This window comes from Mesoterricola sp. MK458 (genome assembly GCF_055384935.1).
Map to the genome: position 1 here is coordinate 3,294,730 of NZ_AP045075.1, position 15,603 is coordinate 3,310,332.

Annotated in this window: 14 protein-coding genes; 6 read left to right on the forward strand and 8 right to left on the reverse strand. The window is 65.7% G+C overall.

The window, feature by feature from the left end:
* Positions 1 to 30: 30 nt before the first annotated feature.
* Complete coding sequence (locus ACZ5LB_RS14325) at positions 31 to 1,461, reverse strand: sigma-54-dependent transcriptional regulator (protein ID WP_464602889.1); 1,431 nt, start codon at positions 1,459 to 1,461, stop codon at positions 31 to 33.
* A 98-nt stretch (positions 1,462 to 1,559) separates the two neighbouring features.
* Between ACZ5LB_RS14325 and ACZ5LB_RS14330 the strand changes: the two genes are divergently transcribed.
* The 5 genes from ACZ5LB_RS14330 to ACZ5LB_RS14350 all read left to right on the forward strand — a co-directional run bounded on the left by ACZ5LB_RS14330 (position 1,560) and on the right by ACZ5LB_RS14350 (position 6,368).
* The gene (locus ACZ5LB_RS14330) at positions 1,560 to 2,315 is read left to right on the forward strand and encodes a DUF4412 domain-containing protein (RefSeq protein WP_464602890.1); all 756 of its coding nucleotides are present in this window, start codon (positions 1,560 to 1,562) and stop codon (positions 2,313 to 2,315) included.
* Between the two features lie 22 nt (positions 2,316 to 2,337).
* Entirely contained in the window at positions 2,338 to 2,574 is a 237-nt protein-coding gene (xseB, locus tag ACZ5LB_RS14335; protein WP_464602891.1) for an exodeoxyribonuclease VII small subunit, read from the forward strand.
* Positions 2,571 to 3,476, forward strand: coding sequence for a polyprenyl synthetase family protein (locus tag ACZ5LB_RS14340; protein WP_464602892.1), 906 nt, complete (start codon positions 2,571 to 2,573; stop codon positions 3,474 to 3,476). The genes xseB and ACZ5LB_RS14340 overlap by 4 nt, the downstream gene beginning before the upstream one ends.
* The gene (gene dxs / locus ACZ5LB_RS14345; protein WP_464602893.1) at positions 3,473 to 5,413 is read left to right on the forward strand and encodes a 1-deoxy-D-xylulose-5-phosphate synthase; all 1,941 of its coding nucleotides are present in this window, start codon (positions 3,473 to 3,475) and stop codon (positions 5,411 to 5,413) included. Before ACZ5LB_RS14340 ends, dxs begins: the two co-directional genes overlap by 4 nt.
* A gap of 73 nt (positions 5,414 to 5,486) precedes the next feature.
* Positions 5,487 to 6,368 carry a hypothetical protein gene (locus ACZ5LB_RS14350; protein ID WP_464602894.1) on the forward strand — a complete coding sequence of 294 codons (882 nt, stop codon included), beginning with the start codon at positions 5,487 to 5,489 and terminating at the stop codon, positions 6,366 to 6,368.
* On the opposite strand, the gene ACZ5LB_RS14355 is transcribed toward ACZ5LB_RS14350, so the two are convergent.
* From ACZ5LB_RS14355 to ACZ5LB_RS14380, 6 genes are all read right to left on the reverse strand, one after another.
* Positions 6,365 to 6,856 (reverse strand): hypothetical protein, encoded by a 492-nt coding sequence (locus ACZ5LB_RS14355; RefSeq protein WP_464602895.1) that lies wholly within the window; start codon positions 6,854 to 6,856, stop codon positions 6,365 to 6,367. The two genes, ACZ5LB_RS14350 and ACZ5LB_RS14355, sit on opposite strands and share 4 nt — an antisense overlap.
* Before the next feature lie 131 nt (positions 6,857 to 6,987).
* Positions 6,988 to 7,962 carry a 3'-5' exoribonuclease YhaM family protein gene (locus ACZ5LB_RS14360; RefSeq protein ID WP_464602896.1) on the reverse strand — a complete coding sequence of 325 codons (975 nt, stop codon included), beginning with the start codon at positions 7,960 to 7,962 and terminating at the stop codon, positions 6,988 to 6,990.
* Positions 7,963 to 7,971: 9 nt separating this feature from the next.
* A complete protein-coding gene (locus ACZ5LB_RS14365; protein ID WP_464602897.1) occupies positions 7,972 to 8,292 on the reverse strand; it encodes a S4 domain-containing protein in 321 nt (106 codons plus the stop codon).
* 2 nt (positions 8,293 to 8,294) lie between these two features.
* Entirely contained in the window at positions 8,295 to 9,275 is a 981-nt protein-coding gene (locus ACZ5LB_RS14370) for a peptidylprolyl isomerase (protein ID WP_464602898.1), read from the reverse strand.
* Positions 9,272 to 10,216: a peptidylprolyl isomerase gene (locus ACZ5LB_RS14375; protein ID WP_464602899.1), complete on the reverse strand. Its 945-nt coding sequence runs from the start codon at positions 10,214 to 10,216 to the stop codon at positions 9,272 to 9,274. The genes ACZ5LB_RS14370 and ACZ5LB_RS14375 overlap by 4 nt, the downstream gene beginning before the upstream one ends.
* Before the next feature lie 17 nt (positions 10,217 to 10,233).
* Positions 10,234 to 10,923: a Bax inhibitor-1/YccA family protein gene (locus ACZ5LB_RS14380; RefSeq protein WP_464602900.1), complete on the reverse strand. Its 690-nt coding sequence runs from the start codon at positions 10,921 to 10,923 to the stop codon at positions 10,234 to 10,236.
* Positions 10,924 to 12,184: 1,261 nt separating this feature from the next.
* Between ACZ5LB_RS14380 and ACZ5LB_RS14385 the strand changes: the two genes are divergently transcribed.
* Positions 12,185 to 14,140 carry a serine hydrolase domain-containing protein gene (locus ACZ5LB_RS14385; protein ID WP_464602901.1) on the forward strand — a complete coding sequence of 652 codons (1,956 nt, stop codon included), beginning with the start codon at positions 12,185 to 12,187 and terminating at the stop codon, positions 14,138 to 14,140.
* A gap of 599 nt (positions 14,141 to 14,739) precedes the next feature.
* On the opposite strand, the gene ACZ5LB_RS14390 is transcribed toward ACZ5LB_RS14385, so the two are convergent.
* On the reverse strand, positions 14,740 to 15,594 hold the full coding sequence (locus ACZ5LB_RS14390; protein WP_464602902.1) for a mechanosensitive ion channel family protein: 855 nt from the start codon (positions 15,592 to 15,594) through the stop codon (positions 14,740 to 14,742).
* Between the last annotated feature and the right edge of the window lie 9 nt (positions 15,595 to 15,603).

A 15,603-nucleotide genomic window follows, 5' to 3' on the forward strand; every position in this document is an offset into this window, starting at 1 on the left:
GTTGGATTCTGCAACGCGTTGCAATTTCCATCAGAGCCCTTCCTCCGGCCCCTCCGCGAGGCCCAGGTCCTTGAGCTTGCGGTAGAGGGTCGTCCGGTCCTTGCCCAGGATGTCGGCGACGCGGCTCTTGCGGTGCTCGTGCTTGAGGAGGACCTGGATGTAGCGCTTCTCCAGCTCCTCGAGGGTGGGCAGGTGGTCCCAGTCCTTGATGAGCTCCAGGAGCGGGGTGGGGGCCGCCGGCAGGCTGGTTCCCTTGGTACGCAGCTCGTCCCGGATCTTCTCGGGGAAATCGTCCGGCGTGATCTCCCGGCCCCGGCTCAGCTGCGTGAGGTGCTCGATGATATTGCCCATCTCCCGCACGTTGCCGGGCCAGCTGTAGGCCTCCAGCTGCTGGCGCGCGTCGGCCCGGAGGCGGTAGTACTGGCTGTCCTTCTGGCCGCACTCCGCCAGGAAGTGCTCCAGCAGGGCGGGAATGTCCGAGACCACCTGCCCCGTGCGGGCGTCGCGGGCGTAGCGCTCCCGCACGGGAGGCACCCGGATCTCCACCACGCAAAGGCGGTAGTAGAGGTCCTCGCGGAACTTGCCGGCCTTGACCATGGCGGCCAGGTCCCGGTTGCTGGCGGCGATGACGCGCACGTCCACCTTCACGGTGCGGTTTCCGCCCACCTTGCGCACCTCGTGCTCCTGCAGGACCCGCAGGAGCCGCACCTGGAAGCCCAGGGACGTCTCCCCGATCTCGTCCAGGAAGATGGTCCCCCCCGACGCCTCCTCGAAGAGCCCCTTCTTGTCCATGACCGCCCCGGTGAAGGCGCCCTTCACGTGGCCGAAGAGCTCGGATTCCAGGAGCCCCTCGGTGAGGGCCCCGCAGTTGATGGCCACGAAGGGGCAGGCCTTGCGGTCGCTGCTCTGGTGGATGTTCTGGGCCACCAGCTCCTTGCCGGTACCGCTCTCGCCGATGATCAGCACCGTGGTGCTGCTGTTCTGCAGGGAGGCGATGGTGCGGTAGACCTCCATCATCTTGGGACTTGAGCCGATCATGACGCTCCGGTGGAGCTGGTCGGCCTTGTCCGGGTCCTTCGGGCCGAGGCGGGAACCCTTCATGAGCAGGGCGCGCTTGACCAGGGACTGCAGGTCTTCGTTGTTCCACGGCTTCGAGATGAAGTCGAAGGCGCCTTCCCGCACGGCCTCCAGGGCCTTCTCCAGGGTCCCGAACCCGGTGAGGAGGATCGTCTCCACCCCCAGGGGCTTGGCGGCCTTGAGCAGGTCCAGGCCGTCCAGGCTGGCCTCCAGGTTGATGTCCGAAAGCATCAGGTCGAAGCCGCCGTCCCGCAGGTGCCGCAGGGCGTCCTCGGGCCGGGTGGCCTTGACCACCTCCACCTCCAGGCCGAGCCCCTCCCCCAGGAGCAGCTCCAGGAGGTCGCAGGTTTCCTGGGAATCATCCACAACCAATACGCGCGCCATCGTTTTTTCCACCTTCGTACCTAGAAGTTTCAACAAATCCTTCTGGAAACCCGGAAAGCTTGGGGGTAATTTGGGGACAACCTTTCCAGGAGTTCCTAATGAGATTACGCCTTGTTCTTGCCCTGGCCGCAACCCTGGTGTGCGGAGCCCTCGCCGCGGCCGACCTCACCATCACCTTCAACTCCGTGGCCAAAGGCATGATGGGCGCCGGCGACACCTCCACCGAGATCCACTACTACAGCAGCGAATTCAACATGGTGCGCAACGAGAAGGAGCGGCGCGACACCCTGGTGGACTTCAAGAACGGAATCTCCTACACCATCGACCACAAGAAGAAGCTCATCTCCAAGATGAGCTTCGAGGACGCGCTTGCGGCCCTGGACGCGCTCAACGCCTCCCAGCCCGAGGGCATGGGGGCGATGATGGGGGCGATGTTCGGCGACCCCAACGACTTCAAGGTGGACAAGGTGGGCCCGGAAACCGTGGCGGGGCGCTCCTGCACGGCCTGGAACATCAAGGTGGGCAAGCTGGTCATGGCCCTTTCCGCCGACCCCACCCTCAAGATGCCCATCCCCGACGCCGCCTACATGAAGATGGTCCAGGCCCGCGCCGCCCAGTTCGCCAAGGCTGGCCCCGTGGGCGCCAGCTTCAAGCGCCTCTATGAGGAGATGGCCAAGATCAAGGGCATCCCCCTCAAGACCCACATGACCGGCATGATGGGCATGGACGTGGCCACCGAGGCCACGAAGATCGAGCAGGGCCCCGTGCCCGCCGCCACCTTCGCGCTCCCCGCGGGATACAAGATGGAGGATGCGGGCAAGAAGATGCGCGAGGAGATGATGAAGAAAAAGTAGACCCGGCCAGTACAATGGAGGCATGACGACGACCCCCCCCTCCTTCGACGACGGACTGGACCGGCTGGAGGCCCTGGTGCAGCGCCTGGAAGCAGGCAACCTGGGCCTGGAGGAAGCCCTCCAGCAGTTCGAGGAGGGGGTCGGCCTCAGCCGGACCCTCCAGCAGCAGCTGGCCGCGGCCCAGCGGCGGGTGGAGGTGCTCAAGCAGGGCCTCGGGGGAGAATACCGCGCCGAACCCCTGGAAGGAGAGCAGGCTTGACGCTTCCCGCATCCCAGCAGTTCAAGGCGGACCTTGACCGCCTCCTCCCTCTCTTCGAGTCCCGCTACCTCGTCCCCTTCATCCAGGGCGAGGCGGCCAACCTGGCCCTCGCCATGACCTACAGCCTGCAGGCCGGGGGCAAGCGGATCCGGCCGATGCTGTGCATGCTGGCCGCCGAAGCCGTGGGCGCCCGGGCCGAAGCGGCCCTGCCCTGCGCCATGGCCCTGGAATACATCCACACCTACTCGCTCATCCACGACGACCTGCCGGCCATGGACGACGACGACCTCCGGCGCGGCAAGCCCACCTGCCACGTGGCCTTTGGCGAAGGTCCGGCCATCCTGGCGGGCGATGGCCTCCTCACCGAGGCCTTCACCGTCCTGGCCTCCGACCCGGAGCTGCCCCCTTCCCGGCGGGTGGAGGCCATCCGGGTGCTGGGCGAGGCCGCGGGCTGGCGGGGCATGGTCGGCGGCCAGGCCCTGGACCTGGAGGGCGAGGCCCGCACCCGCGCCGCCGCCCCCGTGACCCTGGCGGAACTGCAGGTCATCCACCGCCTCAAGACCGGGGCCCTGCTCCGGGCCTCCCTGGAGCTGGGCGCCATCGCCGGCGCCGCCGCCCCGGAGGAACGGGCCGCGCTGAGGGAGGCCGGAGAGGCCATCGGGCTGGCCTTCCAGATCCAGGACGACATCCTCGACGCCACCTCCACCCAGGAAGCCATGGGGAAGCGGGTTGGCAAAGACGAGGGCAAGGGTAAAATCACCTACCCCCTGCTGCTCGGGCTCGCTGGAGCCCGCAACGCCTTGCGGGAGGCCACAGAGCGTGCATTATGTCAGTTACGATCGCTACCCAATCCGCATTCCCTGACGGCCTTGGCCACGTACTTGGCGGGGCGCAGCGCGTGAGCCGGTATCCCCTCCTCGATTCGGTCACGGTGCCGCAGCAGATCCAGCACTTCTCCCTAATCCAGATGGAACAGCTGGCTCAGGAACTGCGCCAGTTCCTCATCGATTCCATCAGCGTCACCGGCGGCCACTTCAGCTCCAACCTGGGCACGGTGGAGCTCACCGTGGCCCTCATGCACCACTTCGACTTCCTCGTGGACCGCATCGTCTGGGACGTGGGCCACCAGGCCTACCCCTACAAGATCCTCACGGGCCGCAAGGACCGCTTCCCCACCCTGCGCAAGCACGGGGGGCTCTCGGGCTTCCTCAAGCGCGAGGAGAGCGTCTACGACCACTTCGGCGCCGGGCACGCCAGCACCTCCATCTCCGCGGCGCTGGGCATGGCCCAGGCCCGGGACCTGCTGGGGCAGGACTTCTCCAGCATCGCCGTCATCGGCGACGGCTCCATGACCGCGGGCATGGCCTTCGAGGGCCTCAACCAGGCCGGGTTCCTGGAAACCCGGAAGTTCATGGTGATCCTCAACGACAACGACATGAGCATCAACCCGAACGTGGGTTCGCTCCAGGGCTACCTGAACCAGATGATCAACGGCCAGTACTACAACCGCTGGCGCGACCGCATCGAATACGCCATCAAGGCGATCCCCGTGGCCAGCGTCAGCCGGCGCCTGGCCAAGGTCGCCAAGTGGAGCGAGGAATCCTTCAAGCGCATCGCCGTGCCGGGCCTGCTTTTCGAGGACCTGGGCCTGAAATACATCGGCCCGGTCAACGGCCACGACGTCGCGGCCCTCCTGCGGGGGCTGGGCGAGGCCAAGGAGCGCATGGCCGAGGGCCCGGTGCTCCTCCACGTGCAGACGAAGAAGGGCTTCGGCTACGACCCCGCCGTGAAGGACCCCCTCAAGTGGCACGGCGTCACCGCCTTCGACGCCGAGGCCGGGGAGATCCGCAAGCCTCCCGTGGACCCCGCCAAGCCGCCGCTGCCCAGCTACACCAGCGTCTTCGGCACCACCCTCACGGACCTGGCCCGCAAGGATCCCAAGATCGTCGGCGTCACCGCCGCCATGCTTGACGGCACCGGCCTGAACATCTTCCAGAAGGCCCACCCCACGCGCTGCTTCGACGTGGGCATCGCCGAGCAGCACGCCGTCACCTTCGGGGCGGGCCTGGCCTGCCAGGGGCTCCGGCCCGTGGTGGCCATCTACTCGACCTTCCTGCAGCGGGGCTTCGACCAGGTGCTCCACGACGTGTGCCTGCAGAACCTGCCCGTGACCTTCGCCATGGACCGCGGCGGCATCGTGGGGGCCGACGGCCCCACCCACCATGGGCTCTACGACCTGTCCTTCCTGCGGTGCATGCCCAACATCGTCATCATGGCCCCCAAGGACGAGAACGAGCTGCGCCAGATGCTGTTCACCGCCATCTACAGCAACCGCCCCGCGGCCCTGCGCTACCCCCGGGGCAACGCCCTGGGCGTGCCCCTCCAGGACCCCGTCGCCGCCCTTCCCATCGGCAAGGGCGAACTGCTCCGGGAGGGCACCGATCTCCTCCTGGTGGCCCTGGGCACCCTGGTTGCGCCCGCCGAGGCCCTGGCCCAGCGCCTGGAGGCCGAGGGCGTCTCCTGCGCGGTCATCAACGCGCGCTTCGTCAAGCCCCTGGACGCGGACCTCATCAGCCACTGGAGCCGCGGCGTCCGCGGCGTGGTGGCCCTGGAGGAGGGCTGCGCCCCGGGCGGCTTCACGGCGGCCGTGGCCGAGCTCCTAGCGGACCAGGGCATCCTGCGGCCCCTGCTCCGGTGCGCGGTGCCCGATCACATCGTCCATCACGGGGACCAGGCGCGGCTCCTGGACGAGGAGGGGCTGAGTCCCCGGGCGCTTTATGAACGAATCGTTGAGTTCCACCGGACGCTTCCCCACGCCTCCACCCAGCCCGCAAATTAAAAACGCCTGATTTCTTGCCCGAGGCCGGGGCCTTGACTATGGTTGATACAGCCAACCCCAGCCAGAGGTCTCGTTGAACCCAGCCAGCGTCCTGACCGCAGCCTTCGTCCTCCTTCTAGCCGCCGCTCCAGCCGCCGCGCAGGGATGGGACCCGGTGAAGAGCGCCACGGGTTGGGCCGCCTTCGACCGGGACGGCTCCTGCGTGTTCCACGACCCGGAGGCCCAGGCCCTGCGGGTGTGGTCCCGGGACATGGGCACCACGGACCTGCTGCCCGTGGCCAAGCTGGACGGGCCCCCGGAGAAGTGGGTGATGGATCCCGCCGGCGACGCCTGGGTGGTGAGCGCCACGACGCTGGAGCGGCTCGAGAAGTCCGGCAAGGTCGGCACCTCCCATTCCCTGCCCGCGGAGGTGGCCGACCTGGCCTGGGACGCCCGCAGCTTCGTGCTGTGCTACCGCACCCGGGAACCCTACCTTGAGCGCCGGGACCTGAAGGGGGGCTCGGTCATGTGGACCTACGGCGTCAAGCCGTCCAAGGGGGGCCTCGCCGCCCAGGTGCGCCATCGCATCGCCATCCGGGAGGACGGCAAGATCCTGCTCACCTCCGGGGAGAGCCTCAAGCTGGACGTCATCGACATCGAGAAAGGGACCCTCGCCGGCACCGAGGACTTCGCCCTGAAAGGCAAGCCCTTGCCCCTCCTGGCCCTGGCCGACGGGGACCGGGGCGGCCTGGCCTGGTGGATGAACAACAACGTCGCCCTCATGGCCGTGCCCGCCTACCAGCTGGGGCCCGGCGAAGCCAAGGGACTCATGCTCGCCAGGCTGGACCTGGGCACCCACGAGCTGCGCTTCCTTCCCACCGGCGCCGACGAGAAGGCCATCCTCGTGGGCATCCTGGAATCCAGCGCCGTCCTGCGCGGTCCGGCCGGGGGGCTCACCTTCGTGCCGATACCTTAGACCGGACTCAGCACCTGGCGCAGATCGGACATGAGGCGCTCGAGCAGGTCCTCGGTGAGGCTGAGGGGCACCTGCTGCTTCACCTCGTCGCGCCGGGAGAAGGCGATGCGCTTGACCTCCACCTTGTCCCGGCCGATGGAGATCTCGTTGAAGCGGATCTGGGCCTCGTCCTTGTAGGGGGGAAGGCTGCGCAGCTGGATGTACATCCCGCGGCGGTCGTGGTCCACGATCTCCAGGTGCTCGTCCAGGTAGGTGAGCTGGCGGCTCAGCACTTCGGCCCGGGACTTCAGCTTGGCGAAGGTCTGCTTTTTCGCGGCCAGGCGCTCGAGGGTGATGTGGCCCAGCTCCAGGCCCTCCCGGGTCCGCCGCAGGGCACCGCTCACCTCGCCTTCGCTCTCGGCGTCCCCGTGGCTGAAGGGCTCGAACCCCACGAAGTCCCCGGGCAGGACGGTGTCATCGTAGCGCTTGGCTTTCCGGGAGCGTTTCATGATGGCGACCTGGCGGGGAGCGACGCATGCCCGCGCCCGGAGGGGCGGATGGCTGCATACAGCCTGGTGATGGGACGAAGGAAGGTGTACCTGCGGAGAGAATACGGCAATTCCGTCCCAGGTTCATTGATTTAATCTACCTTCGGCCACCGGTTCTTGTAGATCATCCGCTCCATGGAACGGGAGAAGGGCGTCCAGGAACCCTCGCCCGCGTCGTCCCTCATGCCCCGGAACATGGCCTCCAGCTTGCCGTCCAGGTCATCGAGGTAATGCACCAGAAGGGCCTCCGGTGTCTTGGGCACCACCGGGGACCCGTACTCCAGCCTGCCGTGGTGGCTCAGGACGATGTGCAGCAGGTGCAGGCGCAGTTCCTCGGGGAAGTCCGGGATCGCCGCGGCGGCGCGGCTGATCCACTCAGCCTCCATGGAGATGTGGCCCAGCAGGTTGCCGGCGTCGGAGTACCCGAAGCTGCGCTGGTAGGTGAGCTCCTCGGTCTTGCCCAGGTCGTGGAGGAGGACGCCGGCCAGCACCAGGTCGGCGTTCAGGTCGGGGTAGTGGGCGCAGGCCTTGGCGGCCATGCCAGCCACCGACATGGTGTGCTCGATGAGCCCGCCCAGGCACACGTGGTGCATGCTCTTGGCGGCGGGAGCCCGGCGGAAGGCTGCGCGCCGGACGGGGTCGTCGATGAAGAGCGCCTCCAGCAGCCGCCGGATCCAGGGGTCCTTCACGCCGGCCACGAGCCCGTCCAGCTCCCGGGCCATTTCCTCGGCGTCCCGGCGGCTCACGGGGAAGAACCGGGCCAGGTCCCCCACCTCCTCGTCCCGGGCGAAGCGCAGCTTGTCCAGGCGGATCTGGGTGCGGCCGTTGTAGTTGGAGATCTGGCCCTTCACCTTGAGGAAGGCGTCGGGCACCACCTGGTCCAGGTCGCCCTCCACGGCCCGCAGGTCCCACAGGAAACCCTTGAGGTCGCCGGAGGCGTCCGAGAGGCGGAGTTCGAGGTACTCCGAGCCCTTGGCGCTGGTCTTGAAGGCCACTTCCTGGGCCAGGAGGAAGCCGTTGAAGACGTCGCCCTCCTTGAGGGTGCGGAGGGCTGCCGGCTCTGTCATGACTTCATCCTAATGAAACGTCGGGGTCTTGGGCCGCGGGGCCAGGGGATCGGCCATCTGGGGGTCGTCGGTGGGCGCCCAGCGCTCCTCCAGCACCTCGATGTAGGTCCACTGGTCGCCCCGGGGCACGTTGCCTTCGGGGACGTTCAGGACCCGGGCGCGGATGAGGCGGTTGTACAGAGGGAACTCCAACTCCACCCCGGCCTTCACTTCAAAGCTGGCCTTGCGGGGCGTGCCGTCCACCCGCACCATGCCTTCCTCGCAAAGCTCCCGGGCCAGTTCCCGGCGCTTGACGAGGTGGGTCTTCTTGAGGAACAGGTCCAGGCGCACGTTCACCCCTTGATGATCTCGTCCTTCAGCACCATGTATCGGACGTTGGCGCGGATGCGCAAGCCGGACAGGTAGTTTTCGATGGCATTCTGGGCCTTGGGCTCCTGCAGCTTCTCCAGGATCTTCTCCTTGACCTCGGCGAACGGCCTGATGGCGTCCAACTGGGCCTCGATGAGCTGGACCAGGTAGACGTTCTTGTCCGTCTCCAAGGGCGCCGAGACCTCCTCGGGCTTCAGGGCCAGGGAGGCGGTTTCGATGTTGGCGTGGAGGATGCCCTTGGGCAGCCACCCCAGGTCGCCGCCGGTGCTGCGGCTGGTGCTGGTGGAGTATTCCTTCACCAGCGTCTCGAAGGGGGTGCCCTTGGCCAGCGCTTCCTGGATCTTGGCGATCACAGCCTTGGTGGCCGCCTGGTCCTCGGGCGTGACGCCCTTGGCCAGGACCAGCTCCCGGATGCGGAAGCGGGGGGGCTGGCGGTAGTCCTCCTTGTGGTCCAGGTAGTAGGCCCGCAGTTCCTGCTCCTCGATGGCGATCTTGGAGTACACCTCGCGCCGGAGCACCTCCTGCTTCTGCATGTCCGTGCGGGTGCGCGCCATGTAGGCCTGGAGGCCGATGCCCAGCGAGCCCTTGAGGGCCCGCTCGAAATCGGCGTCGGTGGCGAAGTTGTTCTGCTTCTTGATGTCCTCGATGTAGTTCCGGATGTCCTCGTCCCGGAGCTTGATGCCCAGGTCCTCGGCCTTGTCCTGGATGATGTAGTTGTCCACGAGGCCCTGGAGGGTCTTCTCCCGGGCGTCCTTGAGCTTCTCGTCCAGGACCTTGCCGGAGAACTGCCGGTAGAGGGACGCGGTCTCCTGCTCAACCGCCTGCTGATATGCCCTGCGGGTGATGGTGTGGCCATTGACCACCACCAGGATCTCCTCCCGGATCTCCGGCGCGCCCATGAGGATGCAGGGGAGGGAGAGGAGCGCGAGCCCGCGGATGCTCATTTGGCTCCCTTCCTGGCCTTGGCCACCGGCGCCGCCGCGCCTTCCGTGAAGGCAACCTCCTTGCGGGCCGCGTCCATGTATTCGTTCATGACCTTTTCCTGCCGGTCGGTGGTCGCCTGCTGCTTGGCGGATTCCTTGGCGGCCTCGAAGGTCTGAGGAACGGCGGGGGTGATCTTGTCCACCTTGATGAGGTGGTAGCCGTGCATGGACTTCACGGGCTCGCCCACTTCACCCACCTTCTGGTCGCGCACGGCCTTGTCGAACTCGGGCACGAAGCGGCCGAAGGGCATGTTGTCGTAGAGGCCGCCCTTGTCCTTGCTGCCGGGGTCGTCGGAATAGGTCTTGGCCAGTTCCTCGAAGGACTTGCCGGCCTTGAGGGCGTCCTGGATCTCCTTGATGCGGGCCTTGGCCTCATCGTCCGTGCGGGCCTTCTCGGCGCCCTGGGCCCGGGTGCTCACCAGGATGTGGCGGGCGTTGAAGCTTTCGGGGGTCATGAACTTCTCGGGGTGCTTGTCGAAGAACGCCTTCACGTCCTCGTCCTTGACGGCCGACTTGTCCTTGAGCGCAGCCCCGTCGCGGTCGAACAGCGACTGGATGAGGACCTGCATCTCCATGAGCTGCATCTTCTTGGCGAAATCGGGACCCTTGGCGATGCCCTCCTTGCGGGCCTTGGCGGCCAGGATCTTGTAGTCCAGGAAGCGCTTGAGGTACTGCTCCCGGGCGCCGGGCATCATCATGACCTGGGCGCGCTGCTGCTCGGGCAGGGACACGTTCAGGAAGAGTTCGAAGTCCGATTCCCGGACCACGGAGGTGCCCAGGGTCGCGAGGACCTTGTCCTCCTTGGCCGGGGCGGCGGGGGCCTTGGGGGCGGGGGCCTTGGGAGCGGGAGCCTGGGCGGCGAGGACGAGGGAGAAGGTGGTGCAAACGAGGCTGCGGAGCATGTACATCCTTTGGGCGATCAGTTCCGGCGGCCGCCCGAGAGCAGGCGGAGGAGGTTGAGGAAGATGTTCAGGAGGCTGATGAAGAGCGAAAGGGCGAATCCCGCCGCGTCGCCGTAGTCGCCTTCCCGCAGCATGCGGGAGGTGTCCCAGAGGATCTTGGCCGAGCACGCGATGACGATCACCGCCGAAATGGCCAGGTGGAAGATCTCCATCTGGACGAAGAACCCGATGAGGATGGCCACCATGGCCACCACCAGGCCCACCGTGACGAAGCTGCCCAGGAAGCTGAAGTCCTTTTTGCTGAAGTGCGCCACGGCGCTCAGCACCAGGAAGTCCGCGGCCGTCATGCCCAGGGCCGCCAGGATGATGCCCGGGCCCGACTGCTGCATGGCCGCGAGCATGGCCATGCCCGCGATGATGCCCGCCACGAACGTGAACGCGGCATAGGCGTACCGGTTCTGGGGCCGGGAACGGCTGACCTTCTGGGCCCAGAAGAACGTGCCGAAGTAGACGCCCAGGATGGGCCAGAAGAAGAACCGGCCCAGGGCCCCGATGAGGTAGTTGAGGACGAAGGGGGAGGCGAGAGCCCCCACCGCCGCCACCGCGAACCCGCCCATCAGCCACAGATAGACGCTCCGGACGAACGCCGTGCGCTCCTCGGCGCGGGAGGCCCCGAAGATCGTCCTGCCTTCGTAGTTGTATTCCATGCTTTCGACCCCTGAAAACCCCCAGCGGGGGGGGACCTTCCATCGTATCACCTGCCCAATCCCTTGCCTCCCGGAAGTCCGGATGGCGCCGCCCGTTCACAAGTTCAAGGGGTGACGGAAGGGACGGAAAGGTTCCCCGGGAAGGGGATATTTCGGACTCCCCTGTGGCGCCGAGAATCTGTAGGCCGAATCTCCTTCATCCCAGACATCACTGTTCATCCCGTTTCCGCAGGGCTGAGGCCTGGATGGGTTGGCGCATGTGGGTCATGGGTGCGCCGACCCAAGCCATCGCTTGCCCTGCCGGACAGGGATGAACAGTGATGTCTGGGATAAAAGGGATGGAACCGTCTTCCGGAGGGGTCCTTCTTCTGCCTGCCCTCGGGGGAGCGGGGCGGGTGTTCAGGGACTCTGGTCAGGCCCGGCGCCCCACCTACCACCGCCGGGATGTCACGAAATCACTGGGCGGGGCTCTCTTCGTGGCCTTGGCCCTCCGGGACCCCTTCGCGTTCAAGGTGCAAGCACCGCTGGGTTACTGGCTGACCGGAGCACGACGTTATGCGTCGGATTATTCGCGCTGTGGAACTGACCCCATTGCACGCACACCGAGGGGTCCGTTGTGATCGCAGAACCCAACCGGCACGTCAAGCATACAGCGAGGTAATATAGACCATTACTTGGCGCACCCTGCATGTTCCCTACCTCCATTTGTCTCAGCAGGGAAATGCTTTGCAAAACGTCCGCGGCCGCCACCATTGTCACGGCAGGTCTCTCCAACTTGACGGGTGGGCATTCAGATTCACCCACGCAAGCACCCAGCGTTTGTGAAACCGCAAGACACACGATTCCCTGAAAGCCAATACTTTTAAAGTACATAACCCTTCTCCTTTCGGGACGAATGGTCCCGCAATTACCGAGGCCGCACAGCCCCGTCACTAGGATCTGATAGACCGGAGTAATCGGTTTCAATAGAACTTCAATCAGCAAAGTTTAAATTATTATTTTTATATTTGTAATAAATCATGAGCGGCTGGCAGCCGATTCGCAATGGGATGACCGACCATTCGCGAACTTCCAGGAGGCGTCCAGCACTGGGAAGGGGAGGCTTGGAACGGGAGGCCAAATGGCAATGCCACTTCGTTATGGATATATTGTGGCCATCCTATTACCTATTTGTGCGTTTCCTGCGCACCTAAAGTCATCCGGACTGCAGGATGTCCATTTTTTCGCCTCCACCGAAGGGGCCGCCGCGGTGAGGGAGGCAATGGCCGCCACCGGTACCACCTCCGTGGCCCTGGCCCTGGTGAACGGCAGCCGGTTCGTTTGGGAAGAAGCCTTCGGGTTTTCCAACGCCTCCGGCGACGGTCCCGGCGCCAGGCTCATCGGCGCCACCCCGGACACGCGTTTCGGCGTGGGCGAGGTGGGCAGGCTGCTGGCCGCGGTGGCGGTCTTGAAACTTGCAGAGGAGGGCCGGGTCAGCCTGGACGCCCCCGTGGCGGCCCACCTCCCGGCCTTCCGCATGCTATCCCCCGGATGCCGGGGCATCACCTACCGGATGCTGCTGGGCCAGACGTCCGGAATACCCGGCACGGCCCCTCGAAACCGGTTCACCACCGTGCCTTTCGCCGGCCACGGAGGCCAGGTGCTGGACGATCTGGCCCTCCAGCGCCTCAACCATGCCCCGGGGACCCTTCCCGTGCCCTGCGGCGACGGCTTCACGGTTATCCAGGAATGCATCCAGGCCGTGACCGGGCTTGCCTACATCGACTACGTGAAACGGGAGATCCTCGATCCCCTGGGGATGCGCAATTGCTGTTTCATACCTAACCCCCGTCCGCGGAAGGACCCCTATGCCCGGGCCTTCGACGGCATGCGCCGCCATCCCCTGGAATACGCCAACGCCTATGCTTCCTGCGGGTTCTACGCATCGGCGCCGGACATGGCCCGCCTCATGGCCATGCTCCTGGACGGCGGCCGCATCAAGGGGGACCGAATCCTCGAGGAGGCCTCCGTGCGGGAAATGGGGCGCCGGCACTTCCCGCCCGAGGCCGAACCCCTGCCGTCCCCGGTCACGGCCTTCGGCCTGGGCTGGGACACGGTCTGCCAACCCGCCCTCCGCGCTGCCGGCTACGAAGCCTGGGCCATCCAGGGGCAGACCCCCCACTACGCCAGCGCCATGATCCTCGTACCCTCGGAGCGGATGGGGATCTTCATCGCCGGCGCCACGAGGCCGAACGCCGACGCCCTGGTCCGGGTCGCGGAGCGCATCCTGATGCGGGCCCTGGTGGAGAAGGGCGCCCTCCCGGAAATGCCCGCCCCGCCCGGGCTGGTAGCCGGCGCCGACCCTCAGGCGGATCCCCGGCCCGTCGAGGCATTCCTCGGCATCTACGGTTCCCGGGAGGACACCTACCGGGTCAGGCCGGGCCGGTTCGCCGGCAGACTTGACCTCGATCGCTACGAAGTGGAAACCGCCACCTGGAAGCGGCTGGCGCCGGACCTGCGGCCCCGGGCGGACGGAGGTTTCAGCCCAGAGGGGGCGTGCGAACCGGCCTATGGCTTCCTCCCCTGGCAGGGGCGCCTCTACCTGTCATTGCGCAGCCTGACCCGGTTCAGCATCGACAGCCGGATCATCGCCGAACAGGTGGCCCCGGGCGGCAAGCTGAGCGAATTCTGGGCCTTGCTGAAAGGCGGGACCTGGGTACTCGTCAACGAATCCTTGGACAGCGCACGGTTCATGGCGTCCCCCACGCTTTCCCTCACCTCCCTGCCAGGCCTGGAGCACCCCCTGTTCGTGCGGGCCATGGGATTCCACCCCCTGGATTTCACCCGCAAGGACGGCCCCGGGACCGCAATGCTGCGCATCCCGGGACCCGCCGGGCAGGACCAGTTCGAGGTGTGGCCCCTTGACCATCAGGGAGAGGTGTGGCTGCGCTACGCCGGCCGGATCTACCGGCCGCTCGGCGCGGTTCCCGTCCTCCGGGACGGCTCCAACGACTTGGCCACCGGAAAGGAGGGCCATGTGGAATGGCGCACCGTGCCCGCCGGCGCAACCCACGTAACCGTGAACGGCTTTACCGCCTGGACCCTGTTCGATTCCAGCTTCACCCTCGTGGCAAAGTGCGCGGGCCCCGGCACGGTGAACCTCAGGAGGGGCCAGGGGATCTGCTTCCTGGCCCTCCAGGGACCGCCCGGCTGTGCGGGGTGCGTGAGGATGCGATGAAATCCCGGAGTGGAGAACCATGGAAAACCGAGGTCTGCCAGGAATGCGCATGGTGCGGTTTGGTCAATGGCTAGGTGGCATTTCAATAATGGGGGGGAAAAAAGAATCTTGAAACCTGTACATCTCTTTGCCGCTTCAGATCCGGTCGTGTTGGCGCACAGCATTTATTACAAATATTATAGATACACATTAATTAATAGGATTATTATTCAATTCTTTAGCTTGACAGGATTGTACGGAGTGGATCGGAAGCTCCATCAAAAAGATCAAACGCAGAGGCGCTGAGGTCTCGCTGGGGCGCTGGGAAGAGAAAAGGAATTTTGAAAGGCCCTATGACAGACCCTCCCGGGGGGTCTTATGCCAATCTGCCAGGAAAATTAGAATCTACCTATTCCTTCACCCAGGTTTTTTAACCCAGCGCCTCAGCGAGACCTCTGCGCCCCAGCGTTTAGTTTTTCCCTTGGTATTCGCAGATCGATGGGTCCGTGCGTTGACGTAAATTATTACCTTTTTGATTGATGCACCAAGCCAATCGGGTCCTAGATGAACGTCAAGAATTCTATTCCATTAATTCAATTTCTATTTAATTCGAATCCAATTTATTTGTTTATTATCATCCGCTGCGGAATGGGCCGTCCGAACCCCTCCAGCTTGAACCGCACCTGCACCCGCCTGCGCAGCTCCCTCGCCACGGCCCACTGCTGGCCGGGGAGGCACTTGGTCAGGGTCCGGAGGGTGCAGCTGGCGGCGTTCATGGCCTCCACGCCCAGGACCTCGGTGGGTTCCAGCACGTCCTCCCGGGCGGCCATGAGCTCGGCGCCCACGTCCCGGAGCACGGCCATGATGCGGTCCAGGTCCTCGTCGTGACTCACCTCCACGTCCACCAGGGCCTTGGCGAACTGCTTGCTGAGGACGATGACGTCGCTGATGGTGCCGTTGGGCAGGAAGTGGGCCCGGCCCTCCATGTCCCGCAGCATCGTCATGCGGAAGGTCATGCGCTCCACGGTGCCCACGTGCTTGTCGCCCACGGAGATGATGTCGCCCACGCCGTACTGGTTCTCCACCAGGAGGAAAAACCCGCCGATGACGTCCTTCACGAGGTTCTGGGCGCCGAAGCCGATGGCGGCGCCCACGATGCCCACGCCGGCCACCAGGGGGCCCACGTTGACGCTGAACTCCTGCAGGGTCTCCAGGATGAAGAAGGAGATCACCAGCACCCGCGCGAAGTTGCCGATGACCGCGCCCAGGGTCTTGGCCCGGCGCTGGGCCTCGGGGTTGTGCTCGCCCATGCCCGTGGCCATGGACCGGGCCACCGCCTTGGACACCAGGCGCAGCGCCCAGAGGATGATCAGGCAGGTGGCGATGACCACCAGCATGCGCTGCAGCTTCTGCCAGCCGGTGTGGTCCAGCCACAGGGCCACTTTGTCGAGATGTCCGCCTACCGCAATGCCCATGCCGTCCCT

Excerpts from the sequence above, each read along its gene's own strand:
- ACZ5LB_RS14325 (WP_464602889.1), bottom strand. The coding sequence starts at position 1,461 with ATGGCGCGCGTATTGGTTGTGGATGATTCCCAGGAAACCTGCGACCTC.
- ACZ5LB_RS14330 (WP_464602890.1), top strand. The coding sequence starts at position 1,560 with ATGAGATTACGCCTTGTTCTTGCCCTGGCCGCAACCCTGGTGTGCGGA.
- xseB (WP_464602891.1), top strand. The coding sequence starts at position 2,338 with ATGACGACGACCCCCCCCTCCTTCGACGACGGACTGGACCGGCTGGAG.
- ACZ5LB_RS14355 (WP_464602895.1), bottom strand. The coding sequence starts at position 6,856 with ATGAAACGCTCCCGGAAAGCCAAGCGCTACGATGACACCGTCCTGCCC.
- ACZ5LB_RS14360 (WP_464602896.1), bottom strand. The coding sequence starts at position 7,962 with ATGACAGAGCCGGCAGCCCTCCGCACCCTCAAGGAGGGCGACGTCTTC.
- ACZ5LB_RS14370 (WP_464602898.1), bottom strand. The coding sequence starts at position 9,275 with ATGAGCATCCGCGGGCTCGCGCTCCTCTCCCTCCCCTGCATCCTCATG.
- ACZ5LB_RS14375 (WP_464602899.1), bottom strand. The coding sequence starts at position 10,216 with ATGCTCCGCAGCCTCGTTTGCACCACCTTCTCCCTCGTCCTCGCCGCC.
- ACZ5LB_RS14380 (WP_464602900.1), bottom strand. The coding sequence starts at position 10,923 with ATGGAATACAACTACGAAGGCAGGACGATCTTCGGGGCCTCCCGCGCC.
- ACZ5LB_RS14385 (WP_464602901.1), top strand. The coding sequence starts at position 12,185 with ATGGCCGCCACCGGTACCACCTCCGTGGCCCTGGCCCTGGTGAACGGC.
- ACZ5LB_RS14390 (WP_464602902.1), bottom strand. The coding sequence starts at position 15,594 with ATGGGCATTGCGGTAGGCGGACATCTCGACAAAGTGGCCCTGTGGCTG.